The organism is Natronoarchaeum mannanilyticum (assembly GCF_039522665.1).
Taxonomy (GTDB): domain Archaea; phylum Halobacteriota; class Halobacteria; order Halobacteriales; family Natronoarchaeaceae; genus Natronoarchaeum; species Natronoarchaeum mannanilyticum.
Map to the genome: position 1 here is coordinate 484,725 of NZ_BAAADV010000001.1, position 14,492 is coordinate 499,216.

Consider the following 14,492-nt stretch of genomic DNA (forward strand, 5'->3'; position numbering starts at 1 on the left):
AATAAGATTGTGTTAGTACAACCAAAATTGTTTTACGCTCTACCGTCATTGTACTGCGTGATGTCGCGCGTATCGCTGCCCCACGACGCGAAGGCCGGGCCGACCAAGCCGGAGGTCCGGGCCGTCCTGCTCGCCAAGCTCGATCTGGCGCCGTCCGACCACTTCGTCGAGGTGGGCTCCTGCACGGGAGCCGTCACCGTCGAAGCGTCGCGGCGCGCCGGTCGCGTCACCGCGCTCGAACGCAAGCCCGAGCGGCTGGCGACCACACGCAAGAACCTCGCCGCCAACGACGCCGGCGACGGCGTCGAGCTCCGCGAGGCCGACGCCCCCGAGGGGCTGCCCGACGACGCCGATGCCCTCTTTCTCGGCGGCAGCCGCAACTACGAGGCCGTGCTGGACCACGCCGCCGAGACCGGCGTCGACCGGGTGGTGATGAACGTCTCCCGGCTGGAGGTTGCCGGCGCGGCGACCGAGGCGTTCCGCGAGCGGAACCTGCTCGAGGACGTCGTCCAGTTCCAGGTGAGCCGCGGCTACGAGCTCGCCGGCGCGACGAGCTTCGACTCGGACAACCCGGTGTACATGCTGGTCGGCGGCGTCGACGGCGAGGAGGAGGTAGCGGCAGACGGAGGGCGGCGATGACGCTGTACGGCGTCGGACTCGGTCCGGGCGACGCCGACTTGGTCACCGTGCGCGGGCGGCGCGTCCTCGAGGACGCCGACGTGGTGTACTCGCCCGGCCGGCTCTCGCGGTCGGTCGCGACCGAGCACGTCCCCGAGGAGCGCATCGGCGATCTGGACTTTCCGATGACTCGCGACGAGGACGAGCTTCGCCGGGCGTGGAAGGACGCCGCGGCCGAGATCGCGCCGCGAGCGCGCGAGGGCACCGCGGCGTTCGTCACGCTGGGCGACCCGAACGTCTACTCGACGTTCGGCCACCTCCGGCGGACGCTGGCGGCGTTTCACCCCGAGGTCGACCTGGCGGTCGTCCCCGGCGTCAGCGCGGTCACCGCGTTCGCGACGGCGCTGGGCGTCGAGATCACGGCCGGGTCGCGCCTCGCGCTCCGGGAAGCCGACGGCGGTGTCGCGCCGACCGGACCCGACCGGATGCTCCTGTTCAAGGTGACCGACGCGCCCGCGACCCACGAGGGACTCGCGGAGGCCGGCTACGAGGTCACCTACGGCCGCCGGCTGTTCATGGAGCAGGGCGAGACCGTCGTCACCGACGACCCGACCGAACTCGACGAGCGGGACTACTACACGCTGGCCTACGCCGAGAAGCCCGAGTCTCGCGTCGAGCAGGCCACCGACGCCTTCCTCGAACTGACCGACGACGCGGGCGTCGTCACCGACGGCGGCGGCCGAAATCTCGCCCGGCAGGAGCGCTCCGAGAGCGAACTCTGCGGCGACGAGGTGCGCCGTGACTGACGATCGGACCGACGGCGAGACCGACCCGCAGGACGCCATCGACGCCGCGGCGGCCGAGCGCGCGACCGAACGGGACCCCCGGGTCGCCGAGCGAACGGCCGGGGAGGTTCAGGAGGGGATCCCCTTCATCGGCGCCGGCCCGGGCGATCCGGGGCTGCTGACCGTGACCGGCAAGGAGCTGGTCGAGTCGGCGGATTTGGTCGTCCACGCGGGCTCGCTAGTCAACAGCGAGCTGCTCGAGGAGTACTGCGCAGACGCCGAGCAAGTCTCGAGCATCGGCAAGGATCTCGAGGAGCTGATCCCGCTGATGCGGGACGCCTACGAGGACGGTCGCGATGTCGTGCGACTGCACAGCGGCGACCCGGCGGTGTACGGCGCCGCGGTCGAGCAGATGGACGCGCTCGAACACGAGGGCGTCCCGACGTACGTCGTGCCGGGCGTCACGTCGGCGTTCGCCGCCAGCGCGACGCTGCGGACTCAGCTCACGCTCAACGGCGTCGCCAACCACGTCGCGTTCACGCGGCCCCAGGGCAAGACGCTCGATCCCGAGGACGACCACATCGGCGAGTTCGTCGCGATGGGCGACGTGACGACCTGCGTCTACCTGGGCACCCACGCGGTTCCGGAGACGATGGATCGGCTGCTTGACGAGGGACACGACCCCGAGACGCCCGTCGCGGTGGTGTACCACGCCTCCTGGCCCGACGAGGATATCGTGGAGGGGACGATCGCGACGATCGGCGAGAAGGTCGAGGAGGCGGGGTATCGCGCCTCGGCGATGGTCCTGATCGGCGACGCCGCGCGGAAGGCCGGCTACGAGCGATCGTACCTGTACGACGGCTGGGCGAACCGGGGCGAGGATGGAGCAGATACAGAGGCGGAAGAGGGATGTTCGGACGATTGAGACGGACCGGCGACTTCGAGGGAAACGCCTCGGAAGCCCTCGCGTCCTCGACTCGGGGGCCTCGCTGCGCGCTTCGCCTGACGGCTGCAGTGCTTGCTTCGTCCGCCGTCGTCGAGGACGCGACCCCTTCCAGTCCCACCCAGACGGCACCTCATCCTCCCCAACCGGTTCGGTCCACGGTCGCGAGGCTCCCTGCGGTCCTCACCCCTCGCACGGCGTCGGCGGGCGCACGAGGCGCCCGCCAGCGCGCGCCGCTCGGGAACTGCATCGGACGCAAAATAGCGGAATGACTGATTCATGAGCACTGACACAGACGACGACACGACCGACTCCGGCAGTTGCAAAGCGCCCGACTCGGACGGCGAGGTGGCCGAGGAGATCGCCATCGTCGCCTTCGAGCGGAAGATGGACACCGCGGAGGAGATCGTCGAGGGGATCGGCGACCGCTACGAGTCGATCGAGATCCTCGAGTACCGCGGCGACGTCTTCGAGGAGCACTGGGGCGAGTACGACTGCTTCGTCGGCCTGATGGCCTCCGGCATCGCGATGCGCAAGACGGCCCACCTGCTCGACGACAAGTGGGACGACCCCGCGATCTGCGTCGTCGACGAGGAGCTCACGTGGGCGATCCCGATCACCGGCGGCCACCACGGCGCCAACCAGGTCGCCGACGACCTGGCGTCGATGGGTGCGGTGCCGGCGATGACCACCGCCAGCGAGGCCGCCGACAAGCAGGGCGTCGAGAAGCAGGCCAAGGCGCTGGACGCCCACGTCGTCAACGGCGACTCGACGGTGGCGACCAACCTCGCCGTCCTCGACGACGAACTGGGGCCGATCGAGCGACTCGACGGCCCGAAAGCGGTGCTCGTCGGCGACGACGTCACGGTCCTCGAGCGCAACAAAGACCAGGGGGTCGTGCTGGGCACAGGCAGCGTCTCCGGGGCGAAGAAATCGCAGTTCCTGGAGGCCTGGGGCCGGGCGCTCGACGAAGCGGACAGAGAGTGGGACGACGTGGAGTTCGTCGCCACCGGAACCCGGAAGGAAGACGAGGAGGGGCTGCTGGAAGCCGCCGCAGAGAAAGACCTTGGCCTCGTCTCGCTCGCGAAGGAGGATCTCGAACGGTTCGAGGGACCGACGCCCTCGCGCTCGAAGGAGCTGATCGGCTGGCCCGGCATCGCCGAGGCCAGCGCCATCGCCGCCGGCTCGGAGCACGAACTCGTCCTCGAAAAGATCAGCCACGACGACGCGGTGACGGTCGCCGTCGGCGGGTGAGCGTCGCCGAAGCGTCCCGCACCAGCAACACAGCCGAAGGCCGCTGCCGGGAGCACACCACCTATTATCCCGTGCGTGCAATCGCTGATACCGATGAACGGCGCTGACATATTCGTGAGCCGACTCGTCGAACCGGACGTCCGACCGCCGATCCGGGCGGGGAGGCCGAACCGATGAGCGACCGCTCCGTCCTCATCGTCGGCGAGACGCTCGTCGACATGCTGCCCGAGACCCCGGGGGCGCTTCGCGACGTCGAGTCGTTCCAGCGGCGGGCGGGCGGCGCGCCCGCGAACGTCGCCGCGCGCCTCGCGGCGCTGGGCTCCGAACCGCTGTTCTGGACCCGCGTCGGCGACGACGCGTTCGGCGACTTTCTGCTCGACACGCTGGCCGACCGCGGCGTCCCGACGCGGTTCGTCGAGCAGGATCCGGACGCCAAGACGACGCTGGCGTTCGTCGCCCACGACGACAGCCGAGATCGCTCCTTCACGTTCTACCGCGACGGCACCGCCGACACGAGACTCGAAACCGGCACCGTCCCGACCGACGCGCTCGAGGGGATCGAGTGGGTGTACGTCGGCGGCGTCGTCCTCGCGAGCGAGCCCTCCCGGTCGGCCGTGCTGGACCTGATCGACCGCGCGACCGACGCCGGCTGTTCGATCTACTTCGACCCGAACTGGCGCCCGGAGCTGTGGGACGGCGAGGACGCGAGCGTCCTCCGGGACGCCGCCCGATCCGCGGACGTGCTCAAGGCGACGACCGACGAACTCCGGGAGCTGGGCTACCGCGGCGAGACGCCCGAGCAGCTCTGCGAGGCGGCCTGCAGCGAGGGGCCCCACACCGTCTTCCTCACGCGGGGCGCCGAGGGGTCGACCGGATTTGCCACGAGCGCGGCGCCGTGGGGCGAGGCCGCGGTCGAACGCGACGGGTTCGAGGTCGACGTGAAGGACACGACCGGCGCCGGCGACGCGTTCGTCTCCGCGACGCTCGGCGCGCTCGCCCGCGGCGAGCGCGACCTCGGCGAAATCCTGCGGTCGGCCAACGCCGCGGCCGCGATCTCGGCGACGACGGTCGGCGCCATGGAGCAGCCGCCCGACTGGGAGCGAGTGGAGTCGTTCGCGGCGGAGCGAGAGCAGTAAGTCGGTAGTCCGCGTCGTAGTCGTCGCTCGCCGCGCGGACGATTGAAGACCTTCTTCGTCGGCCTCGAACCGCTCGAAGCCGACGCTCTGCATAGCGATCTCGTACAGGAGGCGATTCCTATAGAAACCCCACTTTCTCTAAAACAACCAAAATTGTTTTACGCGAAACTCGCGTTGTACTCTCCATGCGACAGACGGACGACGGCCGCCGTCGACGACTGCCCGCAGCGGGCGGGGTGAGCGCCGCGTGACTGGCCACGGCGCCGACGACGAGCGCCCGGAACGAGACAATCTGGGAACCCTCTACGTCGTCGGGATCGGGCCGGGGCTCCCTCACGCGATGACCCAGCGCGCGAAGGACGTCGTCGAGACGGCCGACTGCGTCATCGCGTCGAACCTCTACCAGGAGTTCCTCCGGCGCGACGGGACCCTGCCCTCGGAGGATGCCGAAGTCGAGACGGCTACCGACGGCGGCGCGGGAGCGACTCCCGACGCCGCGACCGAGGAAGGCACCGTTCTCGAACGTCCGAACGGCACCCGCCAGACGCTAGTCCGGTCTTCGATGGGCCGCCAGATCGAACTCGCGCGCGAGGCGTTCGAGCGCGTCCGCGACGGGCAGGACGTCGCCCATGTCTCAGGCGGCGATCCGAACGTGTACGGCAAGAGCGACCTGCTGTACCTGATGGCCGAGGAGGAGGGCGCCGACGATATCCCGATCGAGATCGTCCCCGGCGTCACCGCGGCGCTGGGCGGCGCGGCCAACCTCGGCGCGCCGCTGTCGAACGACTTCTGCACGATCTCGCTGTCGGACAAGTGGCGCGGCTGGGACGAGATCGAGGAGAAACTGCGCGCGGCGGCGATCTCCGGATTCGTCGTCGTGCTCTACAACTGCTGGCGCGACTACGAGCGCGCGATCGGCGTCCTGCGCGAGGAGCGATCGGACGACGTGCCGGTCGCGATCTTCAACGACGCCGGCCGCGGTGCGGCCGGGCGCAACCTGGAGGACGAGACCCACACCATCACGACGCTGGGCGCGGCGACCGAGCACGACGAGAAGGTCGGCGGGATGGGCACCTCCATCCTCGTCGGCACGGCCGAGACCCACGTCTGGGAGAACGACCACGGAAAACACCTCGTCACCCCGCGCGGCGGGCGTGACGTCGACGACTTCTAACCTATGAGCACGGACGACACCACCGACGAGAGCACAGCGAACGAGAACGCAGAAGGCGAGAGTAAGTGCGGCGCCGCGGACGCCGAGGCGACCGCTGGGACCGAGAGCAAGTGCGGCGGGGCGTCTTCGGCGTCGACCGACGAGTCCAGTTCGTCCTGTGGCGCCACCACGGACGATTCGACCGACGAGAAGGTCGGTTCGACGGTCGAGGACTTCGACGCGGATCCCGGCAGCCTCACCGCCGTCGGACTCGGTCCCGGCCAGCCCGAGGGGATGACCGCCCGCGCCCGCGAGGCGCTGCTCGACGCCGAGCACGTCGTCGGCTACACGACCTACACCGAGCTGCTGCCCGACGAGATCACCGAGTCGGCCGACGAGGTGTACGACACGCCGATGTGCGGCGAAGTCTCGCGCACCGAGGAAGCCATCGACCGCGCGCTGGCGGGCAACGACGTCGCGATCATCGGCAGCGGCGACCCGAACGTCTACGCGCTGGCGGGGCTCGCCCTCGAGATCGCCGAGTCGAAGGGGGCGACGGCATCGATGCTCGACTTCGACGTCGTTCCGGGCGTCCCAGCCGCCCAGTCGTGCGCCGCGCGACTCGGCGCGCCACTCGTGAACGACACCGTCTCGATCTCGCTGTCGGACCACCTCACCGACATGCCGACGATCGAGTCGCGGCTCCACGCCGCCGCCAAGGAGGGCTTCACGATCGCGATCTACAACCCCTGGTCGCGCAAGCGCCGCGACAACTACGAGAAGTGCTGCGAGATCCTCCTCGAACATCGGGCGCCGGAGACGCCGGTCGGCGTCGTCCGCGGCGCCGGCCGCGAGGACGAGCGCGTCGAGATCGTCGAGCTCCGGGAGCTGCCCGAGCTCGGCGAGACCGAGCTGGTCGACATGACGACGACGCTGCTCGTCGGCAACGAGGACACGTACGTCTGGGACGACCGGATGGTGACGCCGCGGGGCTACGAGTCCAAGTATGACTACTGAGTACCGCGTCAGCCTCGACCGGGACGCCTGCGAGGGAATCTTCGCCTGTCTCGTCCGCGACGCGCGGTTCGTCGAAGCCGCGGACGGGCTGGCGTCGATCGAGGGCGGCGACGCGGAGGCCGGAGGGGACGCCGCTGACGCCGCCGACCAGCCCCTCGTCGCATCCTTCGACGACGATCGAATCGACGACGCGCGCCGGGCGGCGGCCGCCTGTCCGGTCGACGCCATCGAGGTGACCGAGCTGTGAGCGACGCGGACGAGAACGCGGCGGCTCGCGAGGACGCCGACCCGACGCCGGACGCACCGGCGGATCTGCTCGACGCGACGCGCGAGACGGCGTACTTCTGGGGGCGCGTCGCCGGCGACGGCGATCTGGAGAGCGACTGCGTGACGGTCCGGGTCGGCGACGAGACCGCCGCCGACGCCCTGGCGGCGATCGCCGGCGTCGACGAGCGCGACCGCAACGTCGAAGCCCGCGAGTCGGCCCACGACGCGTCGATCGTCCGCTTCGAGGAGGAGTACGAGCTGCAGGTGTTCGGCGCGCCGGCCGATCGGGCCGGCGCCGCACTCGGACTACCCCTGGACGGCCAGCCCGGCGGCTACCGCTTCGACGCGCTGGCCGGTCACCGAGCCGACCTCCTCCGGGGACTGCTGGAGGCCTGCGGAACGATCTGCTTCCGGGAGTCCTCGAACTCGGTGGGGATCTCGTTCGTCCACGACGACGAGCGCCTGCTGGAGACGATCCGCTCCCTGCTCGCCGACGCCGACCCCGACGTTCGAGGCGACGAACTCTCGGAGACCTCCTCGGGCGGCTACTGGTTCGGTCTGTCCGACGACTCCGACGCCGAGGCGTTCGCCCGGTGGCTCTACGCCGGGACGGACGAGACCGGGCTGTATTCGGCCGAGCGACGGACGAAGCTCCGCCGCAGCGTCGAGCGAGCGACCGGCGGTGACGTGGGGGAGCTGTCGTGACGATGGTGGAGCGAGCCGGCCCGACGCGGAGCGGAGGTGACCCGTCGTGACGGCCGACGCCGCGAGCGCGCCGGCCGCGCTCGACGACGAGGCGGTGCTGCTGGTCGGGCACGGCTCCCGGCGCGAGAAGTCCAACGAGCAGGTCCGCGACCTGGCGGCCGACCTCGAAAACCGGCTCGGCGTCCCGGTCGACGCCGGTTTCCTCGAACTGGCCGAGCCCTCGATCGCCGACGCTGTCGACGCGCTCGCGCCGACGGTCGGTCGGATCACGGTCGTCCAGCTGTCGCTGTTCGCCGCGAGTCACGTGAAGAACGACGTGCCGCTCGCCGTCCAGCAAGCCCGGTCGACTCACGAGGACGTCACGATCCACAGCGGCGCCCACCTCGGCGTCCATCCCGCGATCGTCGATCTTCTGGACGACCGCGCCGCGGCGGTCGAGGCCGAAATGGGCGTCGACCGCGAGGTCGACGACGTCGCAGTCGTGCTCTGCGCACGCGGCTCAAGCGACCCAGACGCCAACGCCGACGCGCACAAGCTCGCCCGGCTGCTGTACGAGGGCCGCGCGTTCTCGGGGGTCGACACCGCGTTCATCGGCGTCACGGAGCCCCGCCTCTCGGACGCGCTCCACGGCGTCGCGAAGCGCCGCCCCGACGCCGTCGTCGTCCTGCCCTACATGCTCGGCGACGGCGTCCTCACCCAGCGCGTCCGGGATCGAACCGCCGAGTTCGACGACGAGTACCCCTACGTCGACGCGCTGGCGGGCGACCCGCTGGGCACCGACCCGCGCCTGCTCGACGTGCTCGGCGACCGCTGGCAGGCGGCCCGCACCGACAGCGTCGAGATGTCCTGCGACACCTGCAAGTACAAGGTCGAACTCGACGGGTACGAGGAGGATGTCGGCGGCGCGCGGGCGATGCTGCGCGCGCTGAACCACCAGGCCGCCCACGAGGACCGCGAAGACGTCGACGACGACCCACACGTCCACGACGCGCCCGAGAAGCGCGTCTCGGTCTGCACGAACCAGACCTGCGCGGCAGACGGCGCGCCGGCCGTCCTCGAACGCCTGCGCCAGGCGGCCCGCGACTCCGACCAGTGCGACGTGCGCATCACGCGCTCGTCGTGTCTCGGGCGCTGCGGCGAAGGGCCGATGGTGACGGTGTCGCCCGACGGCGTCTGGTACGGCGACGTCGACGCCGACGACGCCGAGCGCATCGTCTCGGACCACCTGGACCGGGATCGGATCGTCTCCGAACTGGTCGATCAGACGCTCTGAATCGCAACCTCAAACACGCTCGAAATCCCTACTGATACCATGACCTGTCACGAACTCGAAGCGCTGCGACTCGGACTGATGAACGTCCTCGGCACCGAGGACCGAAGCGCCCGCGACCACGCGGAGCAAGAACTGGAGGGCGAGCTCTCGGGCCCGATCGAGGGACTGGCGAACGCAGAGACGCTCTCAGCCGTCCAGAGCCATCTCGACGCCGCGCTCGTCGACCTCGAAGAGGAGGTCGCGAACGCGGACGAGGACTCGGCGGAGTACGACTACCTGCGCGGCCGCCTCGTCGCGGTGCGGGACGCCGAGCGCGCGGTCCGCAGACTGACCGAGCAGGGCGAGGACGTCCTCGCGGGGCTGGGCGAGGCCCACGACGTCCTCCACGAGACGTTCCCCGCAGATGAGTAGCGACGGCCGAGTCGGCGGAAGACGGGACGGTGGCGAGGAACTGACCGTCCAGCTGGGCGATATCTCCCCGGCGGGAACCCGCCACATGTGGCAGCGCTCCGCCGTCGCGCTCGCGGACGAGCTGGCGGTCGTCGGCGCGGCCGGACGCCTGCGCGGAGTCGACGTAAACAGCGGCGCCGAGCGCTGGTCGACCGACCTCGACACCGAGTACGTCGTCTCGCTGGCGACCGATCCTGCCGGTGAAGCGATCTTCGCGGGCTGTCGCGGAGAGAACGGCGCCGTCGCCGCGGTCGACGCGGCGTCGGGCGACGTGCTATGGACCTACCGCACCGCCGCCGACCTCGGATCGCCTCAGAAGGAGAGCCTGTTTTTCCTGCCGTACGTCGTCGACGTCGCGGGGGACGGCGAGCGGTTCTACGCGGCCGCACGGCGGTACGAGCGCGGCGGGGCGGACGCCGCGGCGTCCGGCGACGACGGCGTTCGCACGTTCCGCAGCGCGGTGTACGCGTTCGATCCCGACGGCTCGGTCGCGTGGACGTACCGCGCGGACGCCTCCACGATCGCGCTCGACCTGCGCGAAGGCCGGGTCGCCGCGGCGTACAACCGCTGTCCGGGCGATCACCAGTGCGGGATGGTCGTGCTCGACGCGGCGACGGGCGACGCGCGGCTCACCTGGGACCCCGGAACCGAGGGCCAGCGCCGGGTCGGCGACGCCGCGCTGCTCGACGACGGCGGCGTCGCGGTCGCCAGCCACGGCGACTACCGGGGCTACCGCCTCGACGAGCGCGGCGGCATCGAGTGGTCGGTCGACCTCGCGAGACCGACCCGTATCGGCGGGGAGACGCTGTACGCGTATCCGAACCACGTCCGCGCGACCGACGATACGATCGCGTTCGTCACCGGAAATACGTACCCCGAAGAAGGTCGCGAGGCCGAGGGGCGCCACCCGGACGAGCACTCGATCGCGGTGTTCGACGCCGACGGCATCCCGCGCTGGCGCGCGTCGGTCGGCGGCTGGGTGTCGGAGCTCGCCGCGGCGGGCGATCGGATCGCGACGCCGTGCGCCCAGCACTTCCGCGACCGCGATCCCGGCGCGCACGGGCTCCAGCTGTTCGGCCTGCGCGAGGGATCGGTCGACGAGGTCGGCCTCGACGGCGTCGGAACGGCCTGCGCGCTCGACGAGGAGCGCGTCGCGGTGATCGAAGAGCCGGTCGAGTACCACGACGGCGACGCCGTGCGCGGCTCACACCGGGTGCGCGTTCTGCCGCGGCAGTAAGCGGTCGGAAGGAAATCGTCGACGGGAATTCGGTCAGTCGGCGTCGGACGCCAGTTCTTCTGCGAGCAGAGTCGGAACGTCGGCCGGGCGCACGTTCTCGTACCACTCGTCGCGCGGCTGGAACCCCACGGCGGCGCCGTCTTCGCTACAGAGCCCGAGGCAGGACGTCTCGACGACCGCCGCCTCGGTCCAGAACAGCCCCTCGTCGCGAAGCCAGTCTGTCGCCGCCTCGACGACCGCCTCGCCGCCGACCTCGGCGCAGGAGGCGTACTCGCCGTCGCGGGCGTTCGTGCAGACCAGGATCCACGTCAGCTCCCGGTCGCGCTGGGCGTCCGTACAGCGCCGCACCGCTCAGGCCCCCGCGGTCGATCGATTGTCCTCGAACTCGTCGAGCGTCGCGCCCGCATCCGGATCGGCACGACGCCGGAGAGCGGTGAACGTTCCCGCGAGCAGCGCCCAGAGGCCGACCTGTCCGAACACAACCAGCCAGCGGAACGCCGTCGCGAGCGCCGCGGGCGGGCCGGCGGTGCCGGTGGGGACCGCGAGCGACGCCAGCGCGATCGGCGCGAACGGCGCGGCGGCGGCGGTTGCGGCGACGATCCTGCTCCGATCCGCCCGGGCGCGTCGGTACGCGAGAAGCGAGAGTGCGCACGCGGTGGCGCCGATCGCCATCGCACCCGCGTAGACGGCCAGCCGCGTTCCGGCGTCGAGCGCGTGCTCCGCGCCCGGCGCGACCGGCGGGAGCGCGAGCCACGGGATCCCGGAAATCGTCAGGAACCCCGCCGCGGCGAGCACGGACGCCGTCGCGGCGTCTCCGCCGGGGAGCGCCGGCTCCAGCAGGTAGTAGGCGACGCCGAACCCGGCGCCCAGCAGCAGCCCCCAGAGGACGCCGCCGCCGACGCTCGCGACTGCTGTCGTCGCGGCCGAGACGGCCGGTTCTGCGGCGTGAGCGTGACCGTGGTCGTGTCCGGCGTGCTCAGCGTGGCGCACGAGCGGATTGAGCGCGAGCGCGAGCAGCGCGCCGTAGGCGACTCCGGCGACCGCGCCCGCGCCGACGCCGCGGCGCAGCGAGTCCAGCAGCATCAGTGGCAGGTGATGCCCGCGGCGTGGCGGAAGTTGTGCAGCGAGTCGTGCGCGAGCGGTTCCTGCAGGAACAGGAGGGTGAACCCGAGCGCGAGCGTCAGTCCGAGCGCCAGCGCGGCGGCCGTCGGCGTCACGTCGGTCCGGGCGCGTGCGATCCGGGAGCGAACGGTGTCGGTCTGCGTCATTGAAACTCTGTTTGCAATAACAAAAAGTAAGATTGTAAAGCTTGCGTCGTCGAGCCGCGGGCGGTCGCGGCACCGCCGCGCGTCCGCCGCCCCGACGCTCAATCCCGGTCGTGCGCCCGCGCGACGGCATCCTCGACGCGCTCGGGCGTCAGGTCGTCCAGCGGGACGCGGTCGCCGCCGCAGATCCGGGCGACGTCGGCGGTCAGCGCCGACCGATCGGTGGAATCTCCGGCGTCGACGACGACGGCGCTGTCGCCGCGGTCGGCAAGGCGTCGCGCGGCCTCGCGGGTCGCCGCGGTCGGGCTCTCGCCGCCGGCGTTCGCGCGTCCGTCCGTGACCAGCACGACGACACCGACCGCGGGGTCGGCCCGGTCCAGTACCTCCGCGGCGGCGGCGAGCCCGGCCGGCAGCGGCGTCCGATCGGCGGTCGGCAGCTCCTTGAGGTGCCGGGCGGCCGCGCTCACGCTGTCGGTCGGCGGCAGCAACACGTCGGCGTCCTCGCCGGCGAACGCCACGACTGCGACCTCGTCGCGCTGCTCGTAGGCGTCCCGCAGCAATTCCATCACGACGCCCTTGGCCGCCCGCATCGGCCCGCGCATCGACGCGCTGGCGTCCAGCGCGAACACGACCAGCGCCGACTCGTTCGCGCTTCGCACCGATCGGCGCAGGTCCCGCGAGTCGACGGCGTCCGCGCCGCGGGCCGCCGCCGCGCGCACCGACGCCGCGGCGTCGACGGCGTCCTCGACCGCCGCGCGTTCGGTTCTGATCCGGGCGCCCTCGCCGTTCGTCGACGGGACGCCGCGGCGCGATCCGGCGCCAGCGCTTGCGCCCGATCGTTCGTCTGCAACCTCGCTTTCGGCGTCGACCGACGGCGCTCGCGCGTCGCCGATCCCGGCGCGGTCCTGTCCGGGAAGTAGCGGGGTGGCGGTCTCGTCGGCGTCGTCAGCGTCGTCGTCAGGCTCGTCGCCGTCGCTCTCGCCCGAACCGCCGTCATTGCGGTCACCGCCGCCGCTCGATTCGTTTCGGTCGCTGTCACCGCCACTGCTCGACGAAGCGCCGGTCTCGCTGCCGCCGCGATCGCGGTTATCGGAACCTGCGCCGTCCGGGCCGGACTCGACGTCACCGTTTCCGCCGGAATCCGTCGAATCGACGCCCCCGTCCGGCGATCCGTCCGCGCTCCCGGAATCGGCCGTCTCGTCGTCCGCACCATCGCCTCGATCGGACTCGTCGCGTCCCTCATCGCTGGCTTCGGCGTCTTCGCCCTCTGCGTCCCCGCCGTCTCCCTCGTCCTCGAAGTGGTCGTCCAGCACGTCCTCGGGGTCCGGCGCGTCCTCGAACGGCCGGGACTGGAGGCGGTGGGGCAGGGAGAGTTCGGCGGCGCGGCGCACGTCGGACTCCAGGACGCGCGGCCGGTCGTCGAGCGCCGCCAGCGCGCGGGCCGCTCGCGCGGTCGCGACGTCGGCGCGGTGGCCCTCGACGCCGGCGTCTCGGCAGAGTTCGGCGATTCGGCGCTTGAACTCCGCGGGCAGCGCGACGTCGGGAAGCCGGTCGCGGGCGTCGAGCAAGCGGTTGCGGTGGCGCGCTGTCGCGTCTCGGGAGCGATCGGCTTTTGCTTTGGGTTTCGAAGTCACTTCGAAATCCGAACTATCGGCGTCGTCGCCCAGCGCCCGGTCGATGATCGCGACACGCTCGTCTAAGTCCTCGCTGCCGGTGACGGTCGCCTGCAGCGCGAACCGGTCGCGCAGCTGCGGCCGCAGATCGCCCTCCTCGGGGTTCATCGTGCCGATCAGCGTGAACGCGGCGGGGTGAGTGAGACTAACGCCGTCGCGCTCGACGCGGTTGACGCCGCTCGCGGCGGCGTCGAGCAGCACGTCGACGAGGTGGTCGTCGAGCAGGTTCACCTCGTCGACGTAGAGGATCCCGCGGTGGGCCCGCGCTATCAGGCCGGGGTCGAACTCGGGGTCGCCCTCCAGCGCGTCGGCGACCGAGAGCGTCCCGACGACGCGCTCGCGGGTCGCGCCCAGCGGGAGCGTCACCAGCGGCACGGGACGAGTTTCGACGGGCGGGTCGTCGCGCTCCCGGCAATCTGCGCACTGCGCGCCGGGCGCCGCCGGATCGTCGTCCGGCGGACAGCCGAAGGGGCAGTCCGCGACGGCGCGCTGGTCGGGCAGCAGGTCGACCAGCCCCCGGACCGCGGTGGACTTGGCGGTCCCCTTCTCGCCGCGGATCAAGAGTCCGTCGAGCCCGTCGGCCGCCGCGACCGCCAGCAGCGCCTCCTTGAGCCCGTCCTGTCCGACGATCTCGCCGAACCGGAGCCGGTCGGGGCCGCCCGGCGACAGCTTTTTGCCGCGCGGTAAATCAACCATAGTTGTACTAACCACAACGG

The 14,492-nt window shown here is 71.3% G+C and carries 16 protein-coding genes; 12 read left to right on the forward strand and 4 right to left on the reverse strand.

Annotated features, from left to right (window positions below):
* The first annotated feature begins 60 nt into the window (after nucleotides 1–60).
* The 12 genes from cbiT to ABDZ81_RS02660 all read left to right on the forward strand — a co-directional run bounded on the left by cbiT (nucleotide 61) and on the right by ABDZ81_RS02660 (nucleotide 10,838).
* On the forward strand, nucleotides 61–639 hold the full coding sequence (gene cbiT, locus ABDZ81_RS02605; RefSeq protein WP_343772282.1) for a precorrin-6Y C5,15-methyltransferase (decarboxylating) subunit CbiT: 579 nt from the start codon (nucleotides 61–63) through the stop codon (nucleotides 637–639).
* A complete protein-coding gene (locus ABDZ81_RS02610) occupies nucleotides 636–1,424 on the forward strand; it encodes a cobalt-factor II C(20)-methyltransferase (protein ID WP_343772283.1) in 789 nt (262 codons plus the stop codon). The genes cbiT and ABDZ81_RS02610 overlap by 4 nt, the downstream gene beginning before the upstream one ends.
* Nucleotides 1,417–2,328, forward strand: a complete 912-nt coding sequence (locus ABDZ81_RS02615; protein WP_343772284.1) for a cobalt-precorrin-4/precorrin-4 C(11)-methyltransferase — start codon at nucleotides 1,417–1,419, stop codon at nucleotides 2,326–2,328. The genes ABDZ81_RS02610 and ABDZ81_RS02615 overlap by 8 nt, the downstream gene beginning before the upstream one ends.
* A 297-nt stretch (nucleotides 2,329–2,625) precedes the next feature.
* Nucleotides 2,626–3,600: a cobalt-precorrin 5A hydrolase gene (cbiG, locus tag ABDZ81_RS02620; RefSeq protein ID WP_343772285.1), complete on the forward strand. Its 975-nt coding sequence runs from the start codon at nucleotides 2,626–2,628 to the stop codon at nucleotides 3,598–3,600.
* Nucleotides 3,601–3,773: 173 nt separating this feature from the next.
* Complete coding sequence (locus tag ABDZ81_RS02625) at nucleotides 3,774–4,736, forward strand: carbohydrate kinase family protein (RefSeq protein WP_343772286.1); 963 nt, start codon at nucleotides 3,774–3,776, stop codon at nucleotides 4,734–4,736.
* Nucleotides 4,737–5,076: 340 nt separating this feature from the next.
* Nucleotides 5,077–5,910: a precorrin-3B C(17)-methyltransferase gene (locus ABDZ81_RS02630; RefSeq protein ID WP_377074985.1), complete on the forward strand. Its 834-nt coding sequence runs from the start codon at nucleotides 5,077–5,079 to the stop codon at nucleotides 5,908–5,910.
* 3 nt (nucleotides 5,911–5,913) lie between these two features.
* Complete coding sequence (gene cobJ, locus ABDZ81_RS02635) at nucleotides 5,914–6,906, forward strand: precorrin-3B C(17)-methyltransferase (protein ID WP_343772288.1); 993 nt, start codon at nucleotides 5,914–5,916, stop codon at nucleotides 6,904–6,906.
* The gene (locus ABDZ81_RS02640) at nucleotides 6,896–7,153 is read left to right on the forward strand and encodes a ferredoxin (protein ID WP_343772289.1); all 258 of its coding nucleotides are present in this window, start codon (nucleotides 6,896–6,898) and stop codon (nucleotides 7,151–7,153) included. The genes cobJ and ABDZ81_RS02640 overlap by 11 nt, the downstream gene beginning before the upstream one ends.
* Nucleotides 7,150–7,878: a cobalamin biosynthesis protein gene (locus tag ABDZ81_RS02645; protein ID WP_425541895.1), complete on the forward strand. Its 729-nt coding sequence runs from the start codon at nucleotides 7,150–7,152 to the stop codon at nucleotides 7,876–7,878. Before ABDZ81_RS02640 ends, ABDZ81_RS02645 begins: the two co-directional genes overlap by 4 nt.
* Nucleotides 7,879–7,924: 46 nt before the next feature.
* The gene (locus ABDZ81_RS02650; protein ID WP_343772290.1) at nucleotides 7,925–9,151 is read left to right on the forward strand and encodes a CbiX/SirB N-terminal domain-containing protein; all 1,227 of its coding nucleotides are present in this window, start codon (nucleotides 7,925–7,927) and stop codon (nucleotides 9,149–9,151) included.
* Between the two features lie 39 nt (nucleotides 9,152–9,190).
* Nucleotides 9,191–9,562: a DUF3209 family protein gene (locus ABDZ81_RS02655; RefSeq protein ID WP_343772291.1), complete on the forward strand. Its 372-nt coding sequence runs from the start codon at nucleotides 9,191–9,193 to the stop codon at nucleotides 9,560–9,562.
* Nucleotides 9,555–10,838, forward strand: a complete 1,284-nt coding sequence (locus ABDZ81_RS02660) for an outer membrane protein assembly factor BamB family protein (RefSeq protein ID WP_343772293.1) — start codon at nucleotides 9,555–9,557, stop codon at nucleotides 10,836–10,838. Before ABDZ81_RS02655 ends, ABDZ81_RS02660 begins: the two co-directional genes overlap by 8 nt.
* 33 nt (nucleotides 10,839–10,871) lie before the next feature.
* Here ABDZ81_RS02660 and ABDZ81_RS02665 read toward each other — a convergent pair whose 3' ends face one another.
* From ABDZ81_RS02665 to ABDZ81_RS02680, 4 genes are all read right to left on the reverse strand, one after another.
* Nucleotides 10,872–11,186, reverse strand: a complete 315-nt coding sequence (locus tag ABDZ81_RS02665; protein WP_343772294.1) for a (2Fe-2S) ferredoxin domain-containing protein — start codon at nucleotides 11,184–11,186, stop codon at nucleotides 10,872–10,874.
* Between the two features lie 3 nt (nucleotides 11,187–11,189).
* A complete protein-coding gene (locus ABDZ81_RS02670) occupies nucleotides 11,190–11,921 on the reverse strand; it encodes a CbtA family protein (RefSeq protein WP_343772295.1) in 732 nt (243 codons plus the stop codon).
* Nucleotides 11,921–12,106, reverse strand: coding sequence for a CbtB domain-containing protein (locus tag ABDZ81_RS02675; protein WP_343772297.1), 186 nt, complete (start codon nucleotides 12,104–12,106; stop codon nucleotides 11,921–11,923). Before ABDZ81_RS02675 ends, ABDZ81_RS02670 begins: the two co-directional genes overlap by 1 nt.
* Before the next feature lie 98 nt (nucleotides 12,107–12,204).
* Complete coding sequence (locus tag ABDZ81_RS02680) at nucleotides 12,205–14,472, reverse strand: ATP-binding protein (RefSeq protein WP_343772298.1); 2,268 nt, start codon at nucleotides 14,470–14,472, stop codon at nucleotides 12,205–12,207.
* Nucleotides 14,473–14,492 lie beyond the last annotated feature (20 nt).

What these genes read in the sequence shown, in the direction of transcription:
- cbiT (WP_343772282.1), top strand. Translation starts at nt 61, where the DNA reads ATGTCGCGCGTATCGCTGCCCCACGACGCGAAGGCCGGGCCGACCAAG.
- ABDZ81_RS02610 (WP_343772283.1), top strand. Translation starts at nt 636, where the DNA reads ATGACGCTGTACGGCGTCGGACTCGGTCCGGGCGACGCCGACTTGGTC.
- cbiG (WP_343772285.1), top strand. Translation starts at nt 2,626, where the DNA reads ATGAGCACTGACACAGACGACGACACGACCGACTCCGGCAGTTGCAAA.
- ABDZ81_RS02625 (WP_343772286.1), top strand. Translation starts at nt 3,774, where the DNA reads ATGAGCGACCGCTCCGTCCTCATCGTCGGCGAGACGCTCGTCGACATG.
- ABDZ81_RS02630 (WP_377074985.1), top strand. Translation starts at nt 5,077, where the DNA reads ATGACCCAGCGCGCGAAGGACGTCGTCGAGACGGCCGACTGCGTCATC.
- cobJ (WP_343772288.1), top strand. Translation starts at nt 5,914, where the DNA reads ATGAGCACGGACGACACCACCGACGAGAGCACAGCGAACGAGAACGCA.
- ABDZ81_RS02640 (WP_343772289.1), top strand. Translation starts at nt 6,896, where the DNA reads ATGACTACTGAGTACCGCGTCAGCCTCGACCGGGACGCCTGCGAGGGA.
- ABDZ81_RS02655 (WP_343772291.1), top strand. Translation starts at nt 9,191, where the DNA reads ATGACCTGTCACGAACTCGAAGCGCTGCGACTCGGACTGATGAACGTC.
- ABDZ81_RS02660 (WP_343772293.1), top strand. Translation starts at nt 9,555, where the DNA reads ATGAGTAGCGACGGCCGAGTCGGCGGAAGACGGGACGGTGGCGAGGAA.
- ABDZ81_RS02670 (WP_343772295.1), bottom strand. Translation starts at nt 11,921, where the DNA reads ATGCTGCTGGACTCGCTGCGCCGCGGCGTCGGCGCGGGCGCGGTCGCC.
- ABDZ81_RS02675 (WP_343772297.1), bottom strand. Translation starts at nt 12,106, where the DNA reads ATGACGCAGACCGACACCGTTCGCTCCCGGATCGCACGCGCCCGGACC.
- ABDZ81_RS02680 (WP_343772298.1), bottom strand. Translation starts at nt 14,472, where the DNA reads ATGGTTGATTTACCGCGCGGCAAAAAGCTGTCGCCGGGCGGCCCCGAC.